Genomic DNA, 16966 nt, shown 5'->3' with positions numbered 1-16966 from the left:
GCTTAGATTCGTTCGAGCAACACACCCGCTTCTACGTGATGGGTGTGTGGGAATTGGTCGAATACCGCCGCAGACACCACTTGGTGGGTTTGCGTCAAAATTTGCAAATTGTCGGCCAAAGTATTCGGATTACATGAAATATAAATGATGCGCTCAAAGCCTTGCAACAACTTCAAGGTATCGTCATCAATGCCTGCACGCGGTGGATCAACAAAAACGGTTGAAATGTCATATTGTTTCAAGTCGATACCCGCTTCTTGCAAGCGGCGAAATTCACGCTCACCACTCATTGCCTCGGTCAATTCTTCTGCCGACAAACGGGCAATGGCGATATTATTGCAAGCGTTTTCCTCAATGCTCCACTGCGCCGCAGCAACCGAGGTTTTGGAAATTTCAGTTGCCAACACTTTTCTAAAGCAACGTGACAAAGGCAGCGTAAAATTGCCATTACCGCAATACAATTCCAGCAAATCACGCTCGTTTTGTCCTGCGGCATTGACTGCCCACGCCAACATTTTTTCGCACACCCAAGCATTCGGCTGCGTGAAACCGCCTTCGATTTGACGGTAACGGTATTTTTGGCCGTTCACATTCAACTCTTCAGTCACATAATCACGGCTCAAAACGATTTTTTGCTTGCGACTGCGTCCAATGATATTGACATTCAACTCTTGTTCCAAAGCACGCGCCGCTTCTTCCCAAGCAGCATCTAAAGCGCGGTGATACACCAAGGTAATCAACATTTCACCGCTTAAGGTCGCCAAAAATTCCACTTGAAACCATTTGTGCGTCAAAACATCATTGCCTGTCACCGCCGCCATCAAGCGTGGCATCACTTGGGCGATTGATTCGTGCACGATCGGCCATGTTTCAATCAATTGGATTTGACGCTTGCCGTCAGTGGTATCGTAAACGGCATAATGTGGTTTGCCATCTTGGTGCCACACCCGAAATTCTGAGCGTATGCGATACGCATCGCTAGGCGAGGCAAACATCTCGACTTCGCCTTGATAATGAGGGGCTAAAAACTGTTGTAATTGTTGGGCATGTTGTTGCAACACCGTAGGCATTCCTGTTTAAAACTGAAAGAAGACGATTATACTAGCTGCCCAAGTACTGAACCAAATATAAATGGATTTTTGACACCAATTCTTGAAAATGTCCATCCTGCTAAAAACATATACTTGCATCAAAATACTCAAAAAAAATTATTCTTAAGCATTATTTTTATTCCATAAAAGCATCATCCGTTAACACCTTAACGGCAGTTAACCCTTGAAACCGTTATAATGTTTCTACCTTGTTAGAGTGTGATTCCAACCGAAAAACGGAATATTCATCTTTGATTCTGCTTGATCCACAGAAAACAGCAACACCTAAAGAAAGGACAAGCCATATGCAACATCGTCGTCGATTGAGCGTTTACCGCGCCATGAAAAAAGCGCAAGATTTACCTGTACCAAGCAGTACAGATTATTAATCCAACCTGCCGCCAGCATTGGCGGCTTTGTTTTTATATGAAAAAGGCGTCCTGTAAAAGTTTACAGGACGCCTTTTCACTTCAGATGGTTTACTGCTGTAAAGTCATCAAAGCAGCATTGCCACCTGCCGCGGCAGTATTGGTGCTGCGGCTGACTTCATGCAATAAAGGCGCCACATCCAAGCCTTGCGACAAATCGACCCATTTGACCAAAGCACCAGAACGCTTGGCCAACAAGGTTTTCAAAGCCACATCGACTTTGCTCAAACCAACACACACATCAATTGGCTTGCTGCCCATTTCCGCCTCAGACAAGGTTTTCACACCCATTTTGGCCAAACGCGAGGCAGCACGATGGTTGGCACTCAAAAACACTTGGCTGCCCGATGCTTGTAATACCGCCGCCAAAGCGGCCACACTCAACTCATCACCACCATCAATTAACACGTGTTTTGGTACATGCCAATTCAAGCTATTGGTTTCACCGGTAGGACCTTTGAGCAAAATACCACTGCTACATGGCAAGCTGTTCAACACACAAGTGACATGCGCTTGCCACGTCATGCGCTCATCCACCGTAATGCCCAATTTCTGCGCTTGTTCATTCACATTCACCGCCGCTTGCCCCACTTCGCTGCCTTCAGGCAAACGCCATGGATTGGTCAAGCTCAAGCGTTGTAAATAAAACGGACCGCCTGCTTTCGGGCCTGTACCTGATTGATGGTGACCACCAAATGGCTGCACGCCCACAACTGCCCCAACAATATTGCGATTAACATACACATTGCCCGCTTCAATACGGCTGGCAATGTATTCAATTTGACCATCGATACGACTGTGTATGCCGTGAGTCAAAGCGTAGTTTTGTTGGTTGATTTGGTCAATCAATTGGTCTAACTGATGGGCTTTAAAACGCACCACATGCAACACAGGACCAAATACTTCTTGGCTCAAATCGCCTAAGTGTTTCAATTCCAAAATCGTTGGCGGTACAAACGTGCCTTGTGCTGCCAATTCTGGTGCAATCGACCATTGTGTCACTTGCGTTGCCACACTGCGTTTGCTGTCGATGTAAGCCAATAAACGCTGTTGCGCCTCTTCGTCAATCACAGGTCCAATGTCGACATTCAATTGCGCAGGATTGCCAATACGCAATTCTTTCAGGCCGCCTTTGAGCATTGTAATCACACGGTCAGCAATATCGTCCTGTAAACATAAAATCCGCAATGCCGAACAACGTTGTCCTGCCGAATCAAATGCCGACAACAACACGTCTTGTACCACTTGCTCAGGCAAAGCCGTACTGTCAACAATCATCGCATTTTGGCCGCCTGTTTCAGCCAATAACAAAGGCATGTCTTCGCGTTTGGCCAAACCGCGGTTAATCAATTGAGCCACTTCAGTCGAACCTGTAAACAACACACCTTCAACCCGCTCATCCGCAGTCAAAGCCGCACCCACATCGCCTTCACCCAAAACCAATTGCACCGCACCGTCTGGCACGCCAGCGGCCAACATCAACGTCACTGCCGCGTGGGCAATCAACGAAGTCTGCTCAGCAGGTTTGGCGATAACCACATTGCCTGCTGCCAAAGCCGCCACCACCTGACCCACAAAAATCGCCAATGGAAAATTCCACGGACTAATCGCCACCATCACCCCACGAGATTTGGCGTGTTGTGGTAAAAACTCTTCGGTTTGTTGGGCATAATAGCGACAAAAATCCACCGCTTCGCGAATCTCACCGACGGCATTGGTTAATGTTTTGCCCGCCTCCTTAATGGCCAAATACAACAACACATTTTGATTGGCTTCTAATAAGTCTGCGGTAGCGCGCAAGACTTTAGAACGCTCGGCTGCCGATTTGCCTTGCCATACAAATTGCGCTTGAATCGCATCTTGAATCACATCGGCGACAGCTTCCACTTTGATAAACGATACTTCACCTATCACTTCATGGTGATTGGCTGGATTCAATACAGGATGGGCAGGATGGTGCGCCACTTCTTCAGCGGTAATAGATGCTATATGGTGCGTTTTTTGGGCTTCTTGATTCAAAGCATCCTGTAACTGCAACAATTGCGCTTCATTGCTCAAATCCAAGCCACGAGAATTCACACGACCATTGCCATAAATGGCCGCTGGCAACGCAATCGCAGGATGTGGCAAGCCACCGGTTTGCGCCACTTGTAATAAAGGATTTTGCACCAAAGAATCAATGTCTATGGTTTCATCGACAATTTGATTCACAAAAGAAGAGTTGGCACCGTTTTCCAACAAACGGCGCACCAAATATGCCAATAAGGTTTCGTGCGTGCCCACAGGTGCATAAATGCGCACACGGCGGCCCCAATTGTTTTCACCGACCACTTGGTCGTACAAAGTTTCGCCCATGCCATGCAAACATTGGAATTCAAAGTCTTTGTCACCACCCAAACTGCGTATTGCCGCCACAGTGTAAGCATTGTGCGAAGCAAATTGTGGGAAAACGACATCGGTAGCGCCCAATAATTTTTGCGCACACGCCAAATACGCCACATCAGTGTGTACTTTGCGCGTGTAAACTGGATAGCCTTCCAAGCCTTCTACTTGCGCCAATTTGATTTCGCTGTCCCAATACGCGCCTTTGACCAAACGAATCATGAAGCGGTGGCCGGAACGACGTGCCAAATCAATAATAAAGTCCAACACCGCAGGACAACGTTTTTGGTAGGCTTGCACCACAAAACCAATGCCTTCAAACCCTTTTAAATCTTCATCCAACGCAATCGCTTCGAGCAAATCCAAAGAAATGTCCAAACGATAAGATTCTTCTGCATCAATGTTCAAACCAATATTGTATTGCTTGGCAAGCACATACAAATATTTGACCTTAGGCAGCAATTCTTTCATCACCCGTGCGTGTTGGTTGCGGTGGTAACGTGGGTGCAATGCCGACAACTTCACCGAAATACCATTGCTGTCATACACATCACGCCCCAAACTTTGGCGACCAATGGCATGAATGGCATTGATATAATCTTGGTAATAACGCTCGGCATCCAATTGCGTCATCGCCGCTTCACCGAGCATATCAAACGAGAAGCGATAACCTTTGCCTTCACGTTCCACACCGTTTTTCAAAGCTTCGTCAATGGTTTGCCCTGTGACAAATTGCTGACCCAACATACGCATAGCATAATCCATACCTTTGCGTATCATCGACTCACCGCCTTTGCTGATCATGCGGTTTAAGGCACTGCTCAGACTTTGTTCCGTAGCAGGTTGCGTCATTTTGCCGGTTAACAACAAACCCCAAGCTGCCGCATTCACAAACAAAGAAGAACCTTGTCCCACATGGCTTTTCCAATCCCCACGAGACAATTTGTCACGAATGAGCAATGTTTGAGTGTGTTTGTCTGGCACGCGCAGCAAAGCTTCTGCCAAACACATCAACGCCACCCCTTCTTCGCTCGACAAACTGAACTCATGCATCAAAGCATCGACACCCGCCATTTTTTGGCGTTTGGCACGAACTTCCGTAATCAAACCTCTGGCCCAAGCTTCAATTTTGGTAGCCTGCTCAGAAAAATCCAACTCGTTAGCCAAACGATTGACTACAAGTGCTTCATCCTCACGATATAAAACGGTCATATTCTGGCGTAGTGGCGTTTGCTCTTTGGCAAAATCAAACATCGGGTCGTACTCCTATGGTGTCGTATTCTTGAAATATGTTTTAACTACAAAAATCCAAAATTGTGCCTGCAAAACGCTAACATTGCTCAAAAATGACATCGGTGTCAATGGCTATGACATAAGGTTTCGTCTAGCGAACAAATAACAGTCATTTTGCAGATACACTGTCTACTAAGCACACTTGGCATTACAATCTGTCTTCTTGTTTTACAGGTCGCTTGTTGTTTATGAATCCTTTTGCCATTTTGTCTTTGCCCAAAGAACCGCCTGCCAATTTTCGAAAATATTTGCCTTTGTTGTTGGCCATGGCGATTTTCATGCAAATGCTTGATACCACGATTTTAAATACCGCGTTGCCGCAAATTGCCGCTGATTTACACACCTCGCCTTTGAACATGCAATCGGTATTGGTAGCGTATACATTGACATTGGCATTGCTCACGCCTATCAGTGGTTACTTAAGCGACAAAATAGGCACGCAACGCATTTTTTTATTGGCCATCACCTTGTTTGGATTGGGCTCTATTTTATGCGCTTTAGCACCCACGCTGTCTATGTTGGTATTGGCACGGGTGATACAAGGCGTGGGCGGTGCGATGTTGACACCGATTGCACGCTTGGCACTGATTAAATCTTTTGACAAAGCCGATTTGGTCAAAGCCTTGAATTACGCCATCATGCCCGCACTCATGGCACCGATTATGGGACCTTTGGTCGGTGGTTATTTGGTTGAAGTGGTGTCTTGGCATTGGATTTTTCTCATCAACATTCCCGTATGCATGGTGTGTTTTGTCGCCGCTTGGCGTTTCATGCCCAATTATATTGAACCTACTACCCGCATCGATTTACTCGGTATCATGTTGTTTGGCAGTGCTGCGTTTTTTCTGACCATCGGTCTAGAATTCATGGGCACAACTTCGTTGCCTTTTGCCTTATTCACCTTGTGTTTGGGTTCGGCTTTGTTTTACAGCTATTACCGCTACGCCTTAAACCACCAAAACGCCATTTATCCATTGAGCCTTTTGTCCGTGCGCACGTTTCGCATTGGTCTCAATGGCAATTTGTTCACCCGCTTGGGTGTCAGCGCCATTCCACTGCTCTTGCCTTTGCTGTTACAAATTTCATTTGGCTACGCTCCTAGTGAAGCTGGCTGGATGATTGCACCAATGGCCATCGCCGCCATGATGACCAAGCCCATCTTGCAGCGTTTGCTCAGAACTTTTGGTTATCGCAAAATTTTGATGAGCAATACGGTGATGGTTGGCATCTTGATGGCTTTGGTCGCTTGCCACACACCCACGAGCCCTAAATGGCTGCTGATAGCCCATTTTTTCATTTTAGGCGCCTGCAGCTCCATCCAATTTGCTTCCATGAATACTTTGACTTTAGCCGATTTGCGCAAATACCAAAACACCAGCGGCAACAGTCTGATGGCAGTCAACCAACAATTGGCGATGGGGTTTGGCATTGCTTTGGGCTCGTTGATTTTACGCTTTTATCAAAACCATGAAATCCTGACTCAAGGCAATACCCAATTGGCGTTTCAATATACTTTCATCAGCATCGGCATCATTACCATCCTCTCAAGCTTGGTGTTTCACCGCTTACACTACCGCGATGGCGATGGCTTGGCACATCGGCATTAAACCCAAAAGCGTCCTATAAACCTTTACAGGACGCTTTTCAACACCAACACAGGATTTTAAGTATATTGATTCGGAACCATTTGGCAGTCTTGATTCACCAAGCTACTTAACATTCTAAATAAAGTCCCATGCAATGAACCAGCTTACCACCCAAGACTCCCAAGCCGAAGTCGCCATCAGCGTCAAAGAATGGATTATCATGTTGCTGATTTTTGCCATTCCTTTGGTCAACATCATCATGATGTTTGTATGGGCTTTCGACAAAAACATTCCAACGAGCAAATCCAATTTTTGTAAGGCGTATATTATTTTCACCTTTTTAATGTTCTGCTTTACTTTGCTATTGGTTTTCAGCTTAGGCTTGTATGCAACGATTATTCAAGCCATACATTCTTAATGCTATCTACATCAAAAACGTCTACTTCCTTCAAAAGGCGTTTTTGATGCTGATTATTTTCATTACAATGGTCTTTATTCTGCGCAATATTGAGATGACCACATGAATCTATGGCAATTGTTCCACAAAATTCGCCCCTTTGTCCGCCCTTATCGCTTATTGGTTGTGGCGACTTTATTGTTGACTTTGGTTGCAGCATTCATCGCCCAAGTCAATGCCATCACGTTAAAATATGCGGTCGACCACATCAGCCAAATCCTAGACAGCGGCGGTGGTTTACACGAAGGCACACGTTTATTAATCGTCATCAGCATGGTTTTATTGGGCAAAGAGGTTTTGAGTGCTGCCATCGGGTTTGGGCAAAAATACTATGGTGAAAAACTGCGTATTTTGGTATCACAAGACTTGTCGCAAGGCATTATCGAAAAATTCTTGCGTTACCGCGTGGCTTTTTTTACTGCCGAAGACCACCAAGCAGGCAAATTACAAACCCGCATCGACCGAGGTATCGGGTCGTTAACCCGTTTGGTTCAAATTTTTTTCATTGATATTTTGCCTTTGTTCACCAGTGCCATCATTGCCTTAGGCTTGATGTTTTACGCCAATATATGGGTTGGGCTTATTGGTTTGGTGACGGTGCCGATTTATTTTTGGGTCACGTATTTGCAAGCCCAAAAATTAGGCGATTGGCGCCGTGCTTTTCGGGACAGTCGTGAACAAAAAAGCCAAGGTATTTTGAGCATCATTCAATCCATTACCGTCATCAAATCCTTCAACCGCGAACACATCGAAGCACAAAAGCAATTGGCTTTACAACACCAATTGACGCTCAACCAAATGCGTACGCGTCAATTGGCATTTTTATTTGATGGCGGCAAAACCTTGATTGAACAAATCGGCGTGGTATGCATCATTTTGATGACTTCGTTTTTGGTTTTAGACGGTCAAATGACCATAGGCATGATCATGTACCATGTCTTGCTGTTTAACAATGTATCAGCACCGATTCGTTCTTTGCACCGCATTTACGATGAGGTTAATGATGCCTTGGTGTATTCAGAAAGCTTTTTCAAAATTCTAGAAGCCGACAATCAAATTGAACCGCAAGGCACACTCAAACCAACGCCATTGACAGGCGACTTTATACTGCAAAATGTGGATTTTACTTATCCCAATGGTCACAAAGCCCTGAAAAACATTAACATGCACATCCGTCCCAATCAAATTACAGCTATTGTTGGCTTGTCTGGTGCAGGCAAATCCACACTCATCAGTTTACTAGACAAATTCTATGCGCCCGATTCAGGCAGCATTATCATCGATGGCGTGGACAGTTTGGACATGCACACCGCTTATTTGCGTGAACACATTGGCTTGGTATTACAGAAAAACCACATTTTCCAAGGCAGTATTGCCGACAATATCCGTTATGGCAAAACCGATGCTACCGACGAAGATGTCATACAAGCAGCCAAACAAGCTTCGATACACGAACAAATTTTATTGTTACAGGATGCTTATCAAAACGATGCCACCATGCTTTCAGGCGGACAACAACAACGCATTGCCTTGGCGCGCATGTTTTTAAAAAATCCACCGATTATTTTTCTAGATGAACCGACCGCCAGTTTGGATGCCATTGCCACCGAACAAATCAAACAATCGCTGGATGCCATCAAACAAGGCCGCACAGTGGTGATGATTTCGCACAGCCTCTCGCAAATCATCGATGCCGATTACACTTATGTGATGGAAAATGGGCGCGTTGTCGAACACGGTACTCATGAAGATTTGTACCATCAACACGGTGCTTACAAACGCATTTTCGATGCCATGGCCAAAAGCCTGAACATAGACAAAATCGCCAAAACTTTGGAGGATTAACAGGCTTCGCACCCAATTCACATCTAAATGACATGTAAAAAAGCGTCCTGTAAAGTTACAGGACGCTTTTTAATGAAAACAGCTTACCGTATTTCAGTCTTCTTCACGCTCTGCCAAATGCCATTGCACACCTGCTTCTTGTAAACGGCGCTGTAAAGTATCGCTTGGCGTAAAATCGGTAAACACCGCATCAAATTCGCAAATATCACCCATGCGCACCAAAGCATTGCGACCAAACTTCGTATGGTCTACTGCCAACACTGTCTGACGGGCATTTTGCATCATCGCCTGTGCCACGCTGACTTCTTTGTAATCGAAATCCAACAAAGAACCATCTGGCTCCACGCTTGCTGCGCTCAAAATGGCATAATCCACTTTAAACTGATTGATAAAATCCAAAGGAGTTATTGTCAAATCTGGTGTATGGCATTCAGGCCGCTTTCTCTGTTGATTGCTCGTCTTCCTGCTTGCCATCTTTGAAGATGACGTTGTTGACCACCAAGGTCAATAAGTTGAATCCTTGAATCCGGCGCCAACGCTTTTGGGCCGTTTCCAATAATTTGTACACCATCGCCAAAGTGGTTTCTCTGGAACCGCAGTTTTTAGCCCGCTTACTACGCAATCGTACGGTAGCAAACGTGGATTCAATCGGGTTGGTGGTGCGGATGTGCGTCCAATGCACATTTGGAAAGTCATAGAATGCCAATAACTCTTCTTCATCCTTCACCAGTTTGTTAATGGCTTTGGGGTATTTGTCACCAAAGCGAGCCACTGTTTGTTTGAAGGCTTGTTCTGCACTTTCTTTGGTTTCGGCCATCCAAATTTCTTTCAAAGCCTCTCGCAATTTGCCTTGTACCGATTTGGGTACGGCTGCCAACACATTGGCCGTTTTGTGCACCCAACAGCGCTGATGTTTGGTGTCTGGATAAGACTTGGCCATGGCATTCCAAAAGCCCAACGCACCATCGCCGACCGCCAATTTTGGACTGGTTTCCAAACCCCTCAAACGCAAGCCTATCAACACTTCTGACCAACTGACTTCAGATTCCCGATAACCATCTTCAACCGCCACCAACTCTTTATGTCCTTGATCAGTCACACCAATGATGACCAGCAAACACAGTCTATCGTCCAATCGCACATTGCTGTAAATGCCATCGGCCCACCAATACACATAGCGTTTGCCCTTTAAATCCCGCTGGCTCCATTGCCGATGTTCGTCCGTCCAATGTTGCTTCAAACGACTGATGGTATTGGCTGACAAGCCTTTGGCCTGCTCTCCCAATACAGCCGCCAAAGCTTGTTGGTGGTCACCTGTGGAAATGCCTTTCAAATACAGCCATGGCAGCAATTCTTCGATGCTTTTGGTACGTTTCAAATAAGGCGGCAACAATTGACTGTTGAAACACACACCGTCACCACTGCGATCTCGTACCTTCGGCACTTTCACCTGTACATCACCAATGCCAGTCTGCACTGTTCGTTCCGGCAAATAACCATTTCTGACCAATGCTTGGCGACCATCGGGAAGTTTCTTGGGTGAGTGTTGCTCCAGCAAAATCTGCAATTCGGTTTCAACTGCTTTGGCAATCAACTCCCTGGCTCCCTGACGCAGCAAATCGGTCAATGGGTCATTGAATGTTTGCTGTGGTTGTACGAATGCATTTGGGTTAGAATCAGTCATGGCGTATTCCTTTTGTTGGTTGAAATCTTTGGTCGGAAATCAATCAACAGGATACGCCTTCTTCATTTGTTCGTCATACACCAGAAATGACTATAGCTCAATCCAAAGTGGCCACACCCGTAATACCGCCATCACTGGCACGCACCACGCCTGAAGTAATCATGATTTGGTAATCAGGTCGTGACGACATGATAGATGCCACATGAATATTATTGGTGATAATGCACAAATTTTTGTGCGTATTCACCAACGCTTGTGCCACGGCTTCAATCGTTGTACCGATGCTCATAAACAAAGAAGCATTTTCAGGAATGTGTGCGGCAATCAAATCGGCAATATGCGATTTTTCGCTTTGGTTGCGGTCTTTGCGGGCGCTGTAATCCTCATTGTCCACGCTGCTGCCTAAAGCCGCACCGCCATGGTAGCGACGCAAAATATTGTCTTCACACAATTGATTGATGTCACGGCGTATGGTTTGTGGGGTGACATCCAATACTTTCGCCAATTCTTCAATCGGCATAAAACCACTATCGCGCACTAAGGCAACGATTTTTTCATGACGCGGGGAACGCAAAGTCATTATAGGGTCACTTTTCAGTATCAAAACAGAATGTTAAATTGTGCCAAAATGTTCGATAGTGCGCAAGTTATTCACCAAAAATGTTATTTTTAGAATTTCGCATGCGCAAAAAAAGCCATTAAAATCGGGGAGATAACATTCATAATGAAACCAAAGCTGATGGCTAACGGCACCATTTCTACCCCACCTGATTTTTGAATAGTGGGCAAAGTAAAGTCTAAAGAGGTCACGCCACCTAAGGCCACGGCGGCTGTTGGCGTGCGTGCCATCAAAATAGGGATACATGCCAAAGCCACAAATTCACGCCCCAAATCATTGACCAAAGCCACGCTGCCCCAAACAGCACCATAAGCATCAGTCATGATAATGCCCGACAAAGAATACCAACCCCAACCCGAACTGATGGCCAATGCTTGACTCAATGGAATGTTCAAAATCCAACTTAAAATGACACTGGCAACAGCAGAACTGAACACAATGAAAATAGCTGCGACCACGCCACGGCGGTTAAAAAATACCCGTTTGACACTGATACCAGTGCTGCGCAATTGCACACCAATCAAAAACAACAATGCTGCCAAAGCCACACTGATACTCATATGAGGGGGCATCCACATGCCCGCTAATAATTTTGCTAAGACAAAGCCTGCCGCCACACAAGCCATTTGCTTCAGGCTGCCTAGCAGGGCATGACTCAATGACAAAGATGTACCATTTTGTTGCGAGCGCAAACGCAAGGGAAATTTCCAGTCTATGAGCATCACAGCCAAAACATTGCACACCACATTCACGACCAAAAACAAACAGCTGACGCCGAGGATGAATCCCAGCTCTTTGCCAAGATTGTCCACTTGCGCCAGCTCTATGCCGATGAGAATCAAAATCAGATAGACGATGTAAGTCAAAGACCCATTGATGAAGTTTAACTGCTTGGTATGGTGTATTCTGATACAAAAGCCAACACACAAGGGCAACAATATCCACAACACCAAATCCAACATCTACATCTTCCTTTTCATTCTGACATTCGAAACTGCATCGGTTGCTACTAGTTCAATCTAAACAGATTACTTCTCGACAAACGCACGCTCAATCACATAATCACCACGCACGCCTGTTTTCGGTGACACTTGAAGACCAAACTCATCTAACATCGCTGCCACATCTTTTAACATGCCAGGGCCGCCACACAACATCGCGCGGTCAGTTTCAGGATTCATGAATGGTAAGCCAATGTCTTCGAACAGTTTGCCTGAACGCATCAAATCAGTCATGTGACCACGTGCTGGAAATTCTTCGCGTGACACGATTGGGTAGTAAATCAATTTTTCTTTGACCAAATCACCCAAATGCTCATGGTTAGGCAATTCTTGAGTAAAATGATCGAAATAAGCCAAGTCTTTTTTGTAGCGTACGCCGTGAACCAAAATGACTTTTTCGTATTGTTCCAAGATTTCAGGGTCTTTGGTCACGCTCAAAAATGGAGCCAAGCCTGTGCCAGTTGACAACAAATACAGGTTTTTACCAGGATTCAAATCGCTGGCAATCAAAGTACCGGTTGGTTTTTTGCTGATTAAAACCTCATCGCCCACTTGCAAATGCTGCAAACGGCTGGTCAAAGGACCGTCCTGTACTTTGATACTGAAAAATTCCAAATGCTCTTCCCAGTTTGCCGAAGCCACACTGTAAGCACGCATCAATGGCTTGCCATCGACTTCCAAACCAACCATCACAAATTGGCCGTTTTCAAAACGCAAGCTTTCGTCACGCTCGCAAGTGAATGAGAAATAAGCATCGGTCCAGTGGTGTACTGACAAAACCTTCATGCTGTTAAATGCTGCCATTTATTGCTTCCTTCAGTGAAATCTGATAAATCAAGATGAATAATTAAGTTTGTTTATGATGTATTAATTGAGCCGAATGCAAATGCGCATAACGACCTTGTTGTTGTAATAATTCGCTGTGTGTACCTTGCTCGACCACTTCGCCGTGATCCATCACCACAATCAAATCTGCTTGTTCGATGGTGGACAAACGGTGGGCAATCACAATCGTGGTACGCGCTTGCATTAATTGTTCCAAAGCGGCCTGTACCAAGCGCTCTGATTCATTGTCCAAAGCACTGGTGGCTTCGTCCAAAATCAAAATCGGCGCATTTTTGAGCAAAGCGCGGGCAATCGCGATGCGTTGACGCTGACCACCTGATAGTTTGGTGCCATTTTCACCAATCAAGGTGTCCAAGCCTTGCGGTAATTTTTCGATAAATTGCCACGCATTGGCCATTTTCGCCGCTTTTTCTACGGCTTCACGGCTGTGTGTCGCCAATTCGCCATACGCAATATTTTCCAAAATCGAGCCATTGAACAAGACCACATCTTGGCTAACCAAAGCAATTTGACTGCGCAAAGAGCGCAAATCCAAATCATTGATTTCCACGCCATCGAACTCAATGCGGCCTGAATCGGCAATCAAAAAGCGCGACAACATGTTCGCCAAGGTGGTTTTGCCACAACCTGATGCACCCACCAAAGCCACCACTTTGCCCGCTTGAATGTCCAAATTCAAACCATTAATAGCATTGCGCTCGGCACCTGTGTAACGAAACACCACATCACGCAAAGTGATGCCTTGCTGCAAACTGGTTAAAGTTTTTGTGCCATGATTGGGTTCGCCTTTTTCATCCAAAAAGGCAAACACACTTTCTGCCGCCGCCAAACCCAATTGCAAAGTTTGTGACATATTGGTAATGCGTTTGAATGGTGCAAACAACATCAACATGGCCGACAAATAAGATAAAAAATCACCTGCGGTAAACGCATTGCTGCGCGCACGTTCTGCGGCAAAATACAAAATAATCGACAATGCCACGGCAATGATTAATTGCGTAATGCCCGTATTCAAAGACGACGTAATGCTTTGTTTGACCTTGGTATTCAAGACTTCGGTAATCGTACGACCAAAACGCACACGCTCTTGCGCTTGACCACCATACACTTTCACCACTTTTGCCGCATGCACCGATTCGCTCAAAGCTTGCGTCATTTCACCCATGTATTGTTGGTTTTTGCGTGAGAGTTTGCGCAAACGCTTGCTGACAAAACGCACACACACGGCCACCGTCGGCAATAACACAAACATGATTAACGTCAATTGCCAATCGGTATAAACCAACCAACCGAGCAAACCCAAAATCGTCACACCGTCTTTGACGGTGACGGTGATGATGTTAAAACCAGCATTGGAAATTTGCGTCACATCATTGGTAATGCGTGAAATCATGCGACCGCTTTGATGGTCGGCATAATACGCCATCGGCAAATCCAACAATTTGTCGAACAACTCTTCGCGCATTTTTTTCACCAACGTGCCAGCCAATAGCGAGGTGGCATATTCATTGATAAAACTGGTCACACCGCGCAACACAAACAAACCAATGATGGCAAATGGAATCCATTGCATGGCTTCGGCATTTTTACCCACGAAGCCTTCGTCAATCAAGGGTTTGAGCAATGCGACAAATGCAGGCTCAGTGGCCGCAGCAATGGCCATGGCCACCAAAGACACCACGAACAACAGCCAATAATGACGCAAATAAGGGAAAATTCGTTTGTACAACTCCCAGCCCGACAAGGTCGACTCTGGTTTTGAATTTGAGGCCATAAGAGGCGACAGTCCAAGCAAATAAAGGGAGCTATTGTAAGCGAAAACGGCTTTCATCACAATCTGCCGCTGGACATACAAAAGCGTCCTGTAAAGGTTTACAGGACGCTTTGAGTTAAATACCGTTAATGTTGCATATTATGCGGTCACAGCTTGGCGAATGATGTCTTTAACCACTTCGGCATTGTTGTCAATCACCGTCACTCGTTGCGGCAAATCTTCCAAACCACTCAAAGCCTCAGGACGTGGAATCACCACATCGTTGCCCAAAGCCTCACGCACGGTTTCATCAAATTTGGTCGCCAAAGCCGTTTCCAAACAAATGATGGTTTCACCGTCCAAACGCACTTGGCGCGCCACTTTGATGCCGTCAGCGGTGTGCGGATCGACAAAGCCATCGCCTGCAGCATGCACCGCTTTCATTGTATCCAAACGGTCTTGGTGAGTGGATGAGCCTGAAGCGAAGCCGTATTGACCATGTACTTGGGCCAATTGGTCTGCCAAATCAAAACCTTCACCACTGTTTACACCTGCCCACAATTGGCGCACTTTTTCGCCATCTTGACCGACCAAATCGAACACAAAACGCTCAAAATTAGACGCTTTGGAAATGTCCATAGATGGACTGGATGTGATGAAAGTGTTGTCAGAAGTGCGTGGACGGTAAGCGCCAGTTTTGAAGAATTCGTCCAACACATCGTTTTCATTGGTCGCCACAATCAAGCGTTCAATCGGCAAACCCATTTGGCGCGCAATGTGACCTGCACACACATTGCCAAAATTGCCTGACGGCACACAGAACGACACTTTTTCATCGTTGCTGGTGGTCGCTGCCAAATAACCGCGCACGTAATACACCACTTGCGCCACAATGCGCGCCCAGTTAATCGAATTGACTGTACCAATGGCATATTTTTGTTTGAATTCGGCATCCGCTTGCACCGCTTTGATGATGTCTTGGCAATCGTCAAACAAACCATTCACAGCAATATTGTGAATATTTTCATCGGCCAAACTGAACATTTGCGCACGTTGGAACGCACTCATTTTGCCTTCAGGCGAAAGCATGAACACATTAATGCCTTGTTTGCCGCGCATCGCGTATTCTGCTGCAGAACCAGTATCGCCACTGGTTGCGCCCAAAATGTTCAAAGTTTTGTTTTCGCGTGCCAAAACATATTCAAATACTTGACCCAAAAATTGCATCGCCATGTCTTTGAATGCCAAAGTTGGACCGTTAGACAATTCTTGTACCAATAAACCGTCCTGTAAGCGGCGCACAGGCGTGATATCGGCCGTACCAAACACTTCTTCGGTATAAGTGCGCTCAAGCATCACACGCAAATCTTCGCTAGGAATGTCGTCAATGAACAAGCTCATCACTTCAAATGCCAATTGGGCATAAGACAAACTGCGCCATTGGGTCAAGGTCTCGGTCGAAATTTTTGGATAACTCGTTGGCATCATCAAACCGCCATCGGGTGCCAAACCCATCAACAATACTTGGCTAAATGAACGCAATGGGCTTTCGCCACGGGTACTTTGGTATTGCATGATAATCCTTATTTCACTAAACGATTCAAACAAGACGATACGGTTTTGGTCACCGCATTGGCCACAATTTCAGTACGCGCTTGAGGATTGACTGCCGCTTGGGTCAAATCATAAACCGTCACGCTGTTCGGTGCTTCTTCTGAAACACAACCACAAATTTGCTCTTCCCACTGTGCTTGTTTGTCAGCACTCACCGCCAATGCCATCAAACGCCATTCTTGACGCTTGTTCAATTCTACCGAACATTGGTTGCGTGCATAGCTTTGAACCAAAGTTTTGCCCAAGCCGCTCGCAGCATTAGTATTGCCTGTACTGCCTGTGTTGCCATAACCCAAACCCGTTGTGCCACCGGCACATGCCGCCAAAGTCAAAGCCAAAACAGTTGCAGTAATAATATGTTTCATCG

Annotated in this window: 11 protein-coding genes and 2 pseudogenes; 3 read left to right on the top strand and 10 right to left on the bottom strand. The window is 45.8% G+C overall.

Going from position 1 to position 16966, the window contains the following annotated elements; genetic code table 11:
- Positions 1-2: 2 nt before the first annotated feature.
- Together trmA and putA are read right to left on the bottom strand one after the other, a co-directional pair.
- Entirely contained in the window at positions 3-1070 is a 1068-nt protein-coding gene (gene trmA, locus ADP71_RS04075; RefSeq protein ID WP_216604036.1) for a tRNA (uridine(54)-C5)-methyltransferase TrmA, read from the bottom strand.
- 500 nt (positions 1071-1570) lie between these two features.
- Entirely contained in the window at positions 1571-5155 is a 3585-nt protein-coding gene (gene putA / locus ADP71_RS04070) for a bifunctional proline dehydrogenase/L-glutamate gamma-semialdehyde dehydrogenase PutA (protein WP_171460913.1), read from the bottom strand.
- A 227-nt stretch (positions 5156-5382) separates the two neighbouring features.
- Between putA and ADP71_RS04065 the strand changes: the two genes are divergently transcribed.
- The 3 genes from ADP71_RS04065 (at position 5383) to ADP71_RS04055 (ending at position 9082) form a co-directional block, all read left to right on the top strand.
- Positions 5383-6801: a DHA2 family efflux MFS transporter permease subunit gene (locus tag ADP71_RS04065; protein ID WP_019958437.1), complete on the top strand. Its 1419-nt coding sequence runs from the start codon at positions 5383-5385 to the stop codon at positions 6799-6801.
- A 133-nt stretch (positions 6802-6934) separates the two neighbouring features.
- Positions 6935-7198, top strand: a complete 264-nt coding sequence (locus ADP71_RS04060) for a hypothetical protein (RefSeq protein WP_019958436.1) — start codon at positions 6935-6937, stop codon at positions 7196-7198.
- Between the two features lie 102 nt (positions 7199-7300).
- Positions 7301-9082 (top strand): ABC transporter ATP-binding protein, encoded by a 1782-nt coding sequence (locus tag ADP71_RS04055; RefSeq protein ID WP_171460912.1) that lies wholly within the window; start codon positions 7301-7303, stop codon positions 9080-9082.
- A 93-nt stretch (positions 9083-9175) separates the two neighbouring features.
- On the opposite strand, the pseudogene ADP71_RS04050 reads toward ADP71_RS04055, so the two are convergent.
- From ADP71_RS04050 to ADP71_RS04015, 8 genes and pseudogenes are all read right to left on the bottom strand, one after another.
- Positions 9176-9490: pseudogene (locus tag ADP71_RS04050) on the bottom strand (DeoR family transcriptional regulator); the annotation flags it as partial.
- 22 nt (positions 9491-9512) lie between these two features.
- A complete protein-coding gene (locus ADP71_RS04045; RefSeq protein ID WP_104931213.1) occupies positions 9513-10766 on the bottom strand; it encodes an IS256 family transposase in 1254 nt (417 codons plus the stop codon).
- Between the two features lie 100 nt (positions 10767-10866).
- A pseudogene (locus ADP71_RS04040) lies at positions 10867-11346 on the bottom strand (DeoR/GlpR family DNA-binding transcription regulator); the annotation flags it as partial.
- Between the two features lie 89 nt (positions 11347-11435).
- A complete protein-coding gene (locus ADP71_RS04035; RefSeq protein ID WP_171460910.1) occupies positions 11436-12347 on the bottom strand; it encodes a lysine exporter LysO family protein in 912 nt (303 codons plus the stop codon).
- A 66-nt stretch (positions 12348-12413) separates the two neighbouring features.
- Positions 12414-13190 carry a ferredoxin--NADP reductase gene (locus ADP71_RS04030; protein ID WP_019958432.1) on the bottom strand — a complete coding sequence of 259 codons (777 nt, stop codon included), beginning with the start codon at positions 13188-13190 and terminating at the stop codon, positions 12414-12416.
- A gap of 43 nt (positions 13191-13233) precedes the next feature.
- Positions 13234-15006, bottom strand: a complete 1773-nt coding sequence (gene msbA, locus ADP71_RS04025; protein ID WP_171460909.1) for a lipid A export permease/ATP-binding protein MsbA — start codon at positions 15004-15006, stop codon at positions 13234-13236.
- Positions 15007-15144: 138 nt separating this feature from the next.
- Positions 15145-16560 carry a threonine synthase gene (thrC, locus tag ADP71_RS04020; RefSeq protein WP_171460908.1) on the bottom strand — a complete coding sequence of 472 codons (1416 nt, stop codon included), beginning with the start codon at positions 16558-16560 and terminating at the stop codon, positions 15145-15147.
- Between the two features lie 8 nt (positions 16561-16568).
- Positions 16569-16964 carry a hypothetical protein gene (locus ADP71_RS04015; protein WP_019958429.1) on the bottom strand — a complete coding sequence of 132 codons (396 nt, stop codon included), beginning with the start codon at positions 16962-16964 and terminating at the stop codon, positions 16569-16571.
- Between the last annotated feature and the right edge of the window lie 2 nt (positions 16965-16966).

This window comes from Vitreoscilla sp. C1 (assembly GCF_002951955.2).
In the GTDB taxonomy this organism is placed as follows: domain Bacteria; phylum Pseudomonadota; class Gammaproteobacteria; order Burkholderiales; family Neisseriaceae; genus Vitreoscilla; species Vitreoscilla stercoraria.
The sequence above is the reverse complement of the archived record's forward strand: the minus strand, read 5'-3'. Positions and strand labels throughout refer to the sequence as shown.

Excerpts from the sequence above, each read along its gene's own strand:
- ADP71_RS04060 (WP_019958436.1), top strand. The coding sequence starts at position 6,935 with ATGAACCAGCTTACCACCCAAGACTCCCAAGCCGAAGTCGCCATCAGC.
- ADP71_RS04015 (WP_019958429.1), bottom strand. The coding sequence starts at position 16,964 with ATGAAACATATTATTACTGCAACTGTTTTGGCTTTGACTTTGGCGGCA.
- ADP71_RS04055 (WP_171460912.1), top strand. The coding sequence starts at position 7,301 with ATGAATCTATGGCAATTGTTCCACAAAATTCGCCCCTTTGTCCGCCCT.
- ADP71_RS04035 (WP_171460910.1), bottom strand. The coding sequence starts at position 12,347 with ATGTTGGATTTGGTGTTGTGGATATTGTTGCCCTTGTGTGTTGGCTTT.
- putA (WP_171460913.1), bottom strand. The coding sequence starts at position 5,155 with ATGTTTGATTTTGCCAAAGAGCAAACGCCACTACGCCAGAATATGACC.
- thrC (WP_171460908.1), bottom strand. The coding sequence starts at position 16,560 with ATGCAATACCAAAGTACCCGTGGCGAAAGCCCATTGCGTTCATTTAGC.
- ADP71_RS04065 (WP_019958437.1), top strand. The coding sequence starts at position 5,383 with ATGAATCCTTTTGCCATTTTGTCTTTGCCCAAAGAACCGCCTGCCAAT.
- ADP71_RS04045 (WP_104931213.1), bottom strand. The coding sequence starts at position 10,766 with ATGACTGATTCTAACCCAAATGCATTCGTACAACCACAGCAAACATTC.
- ADP71_RS04030 (WP_019958432.1), bottom strand. The coding sequence starts at position 13,190 with ATGGCAGCATTTAACAGCATGAAGGTTTTGTCAGTACACCACTGGACC.
- msbA (WP_171460909.1), bottom strand. The coding sequence starts at position 15,006 with ATGGCCTCAAATTCAAAACCAGAGTCGACCTTGTCGGGCTGGGAGTTG.
- trmA (WP_216604036.1), bottom strand. The coding sequence starts at position 1,070 with ATGCCTACGGTGTTGCAACAACATGCCCAACAATTACAACAGTTTTTA.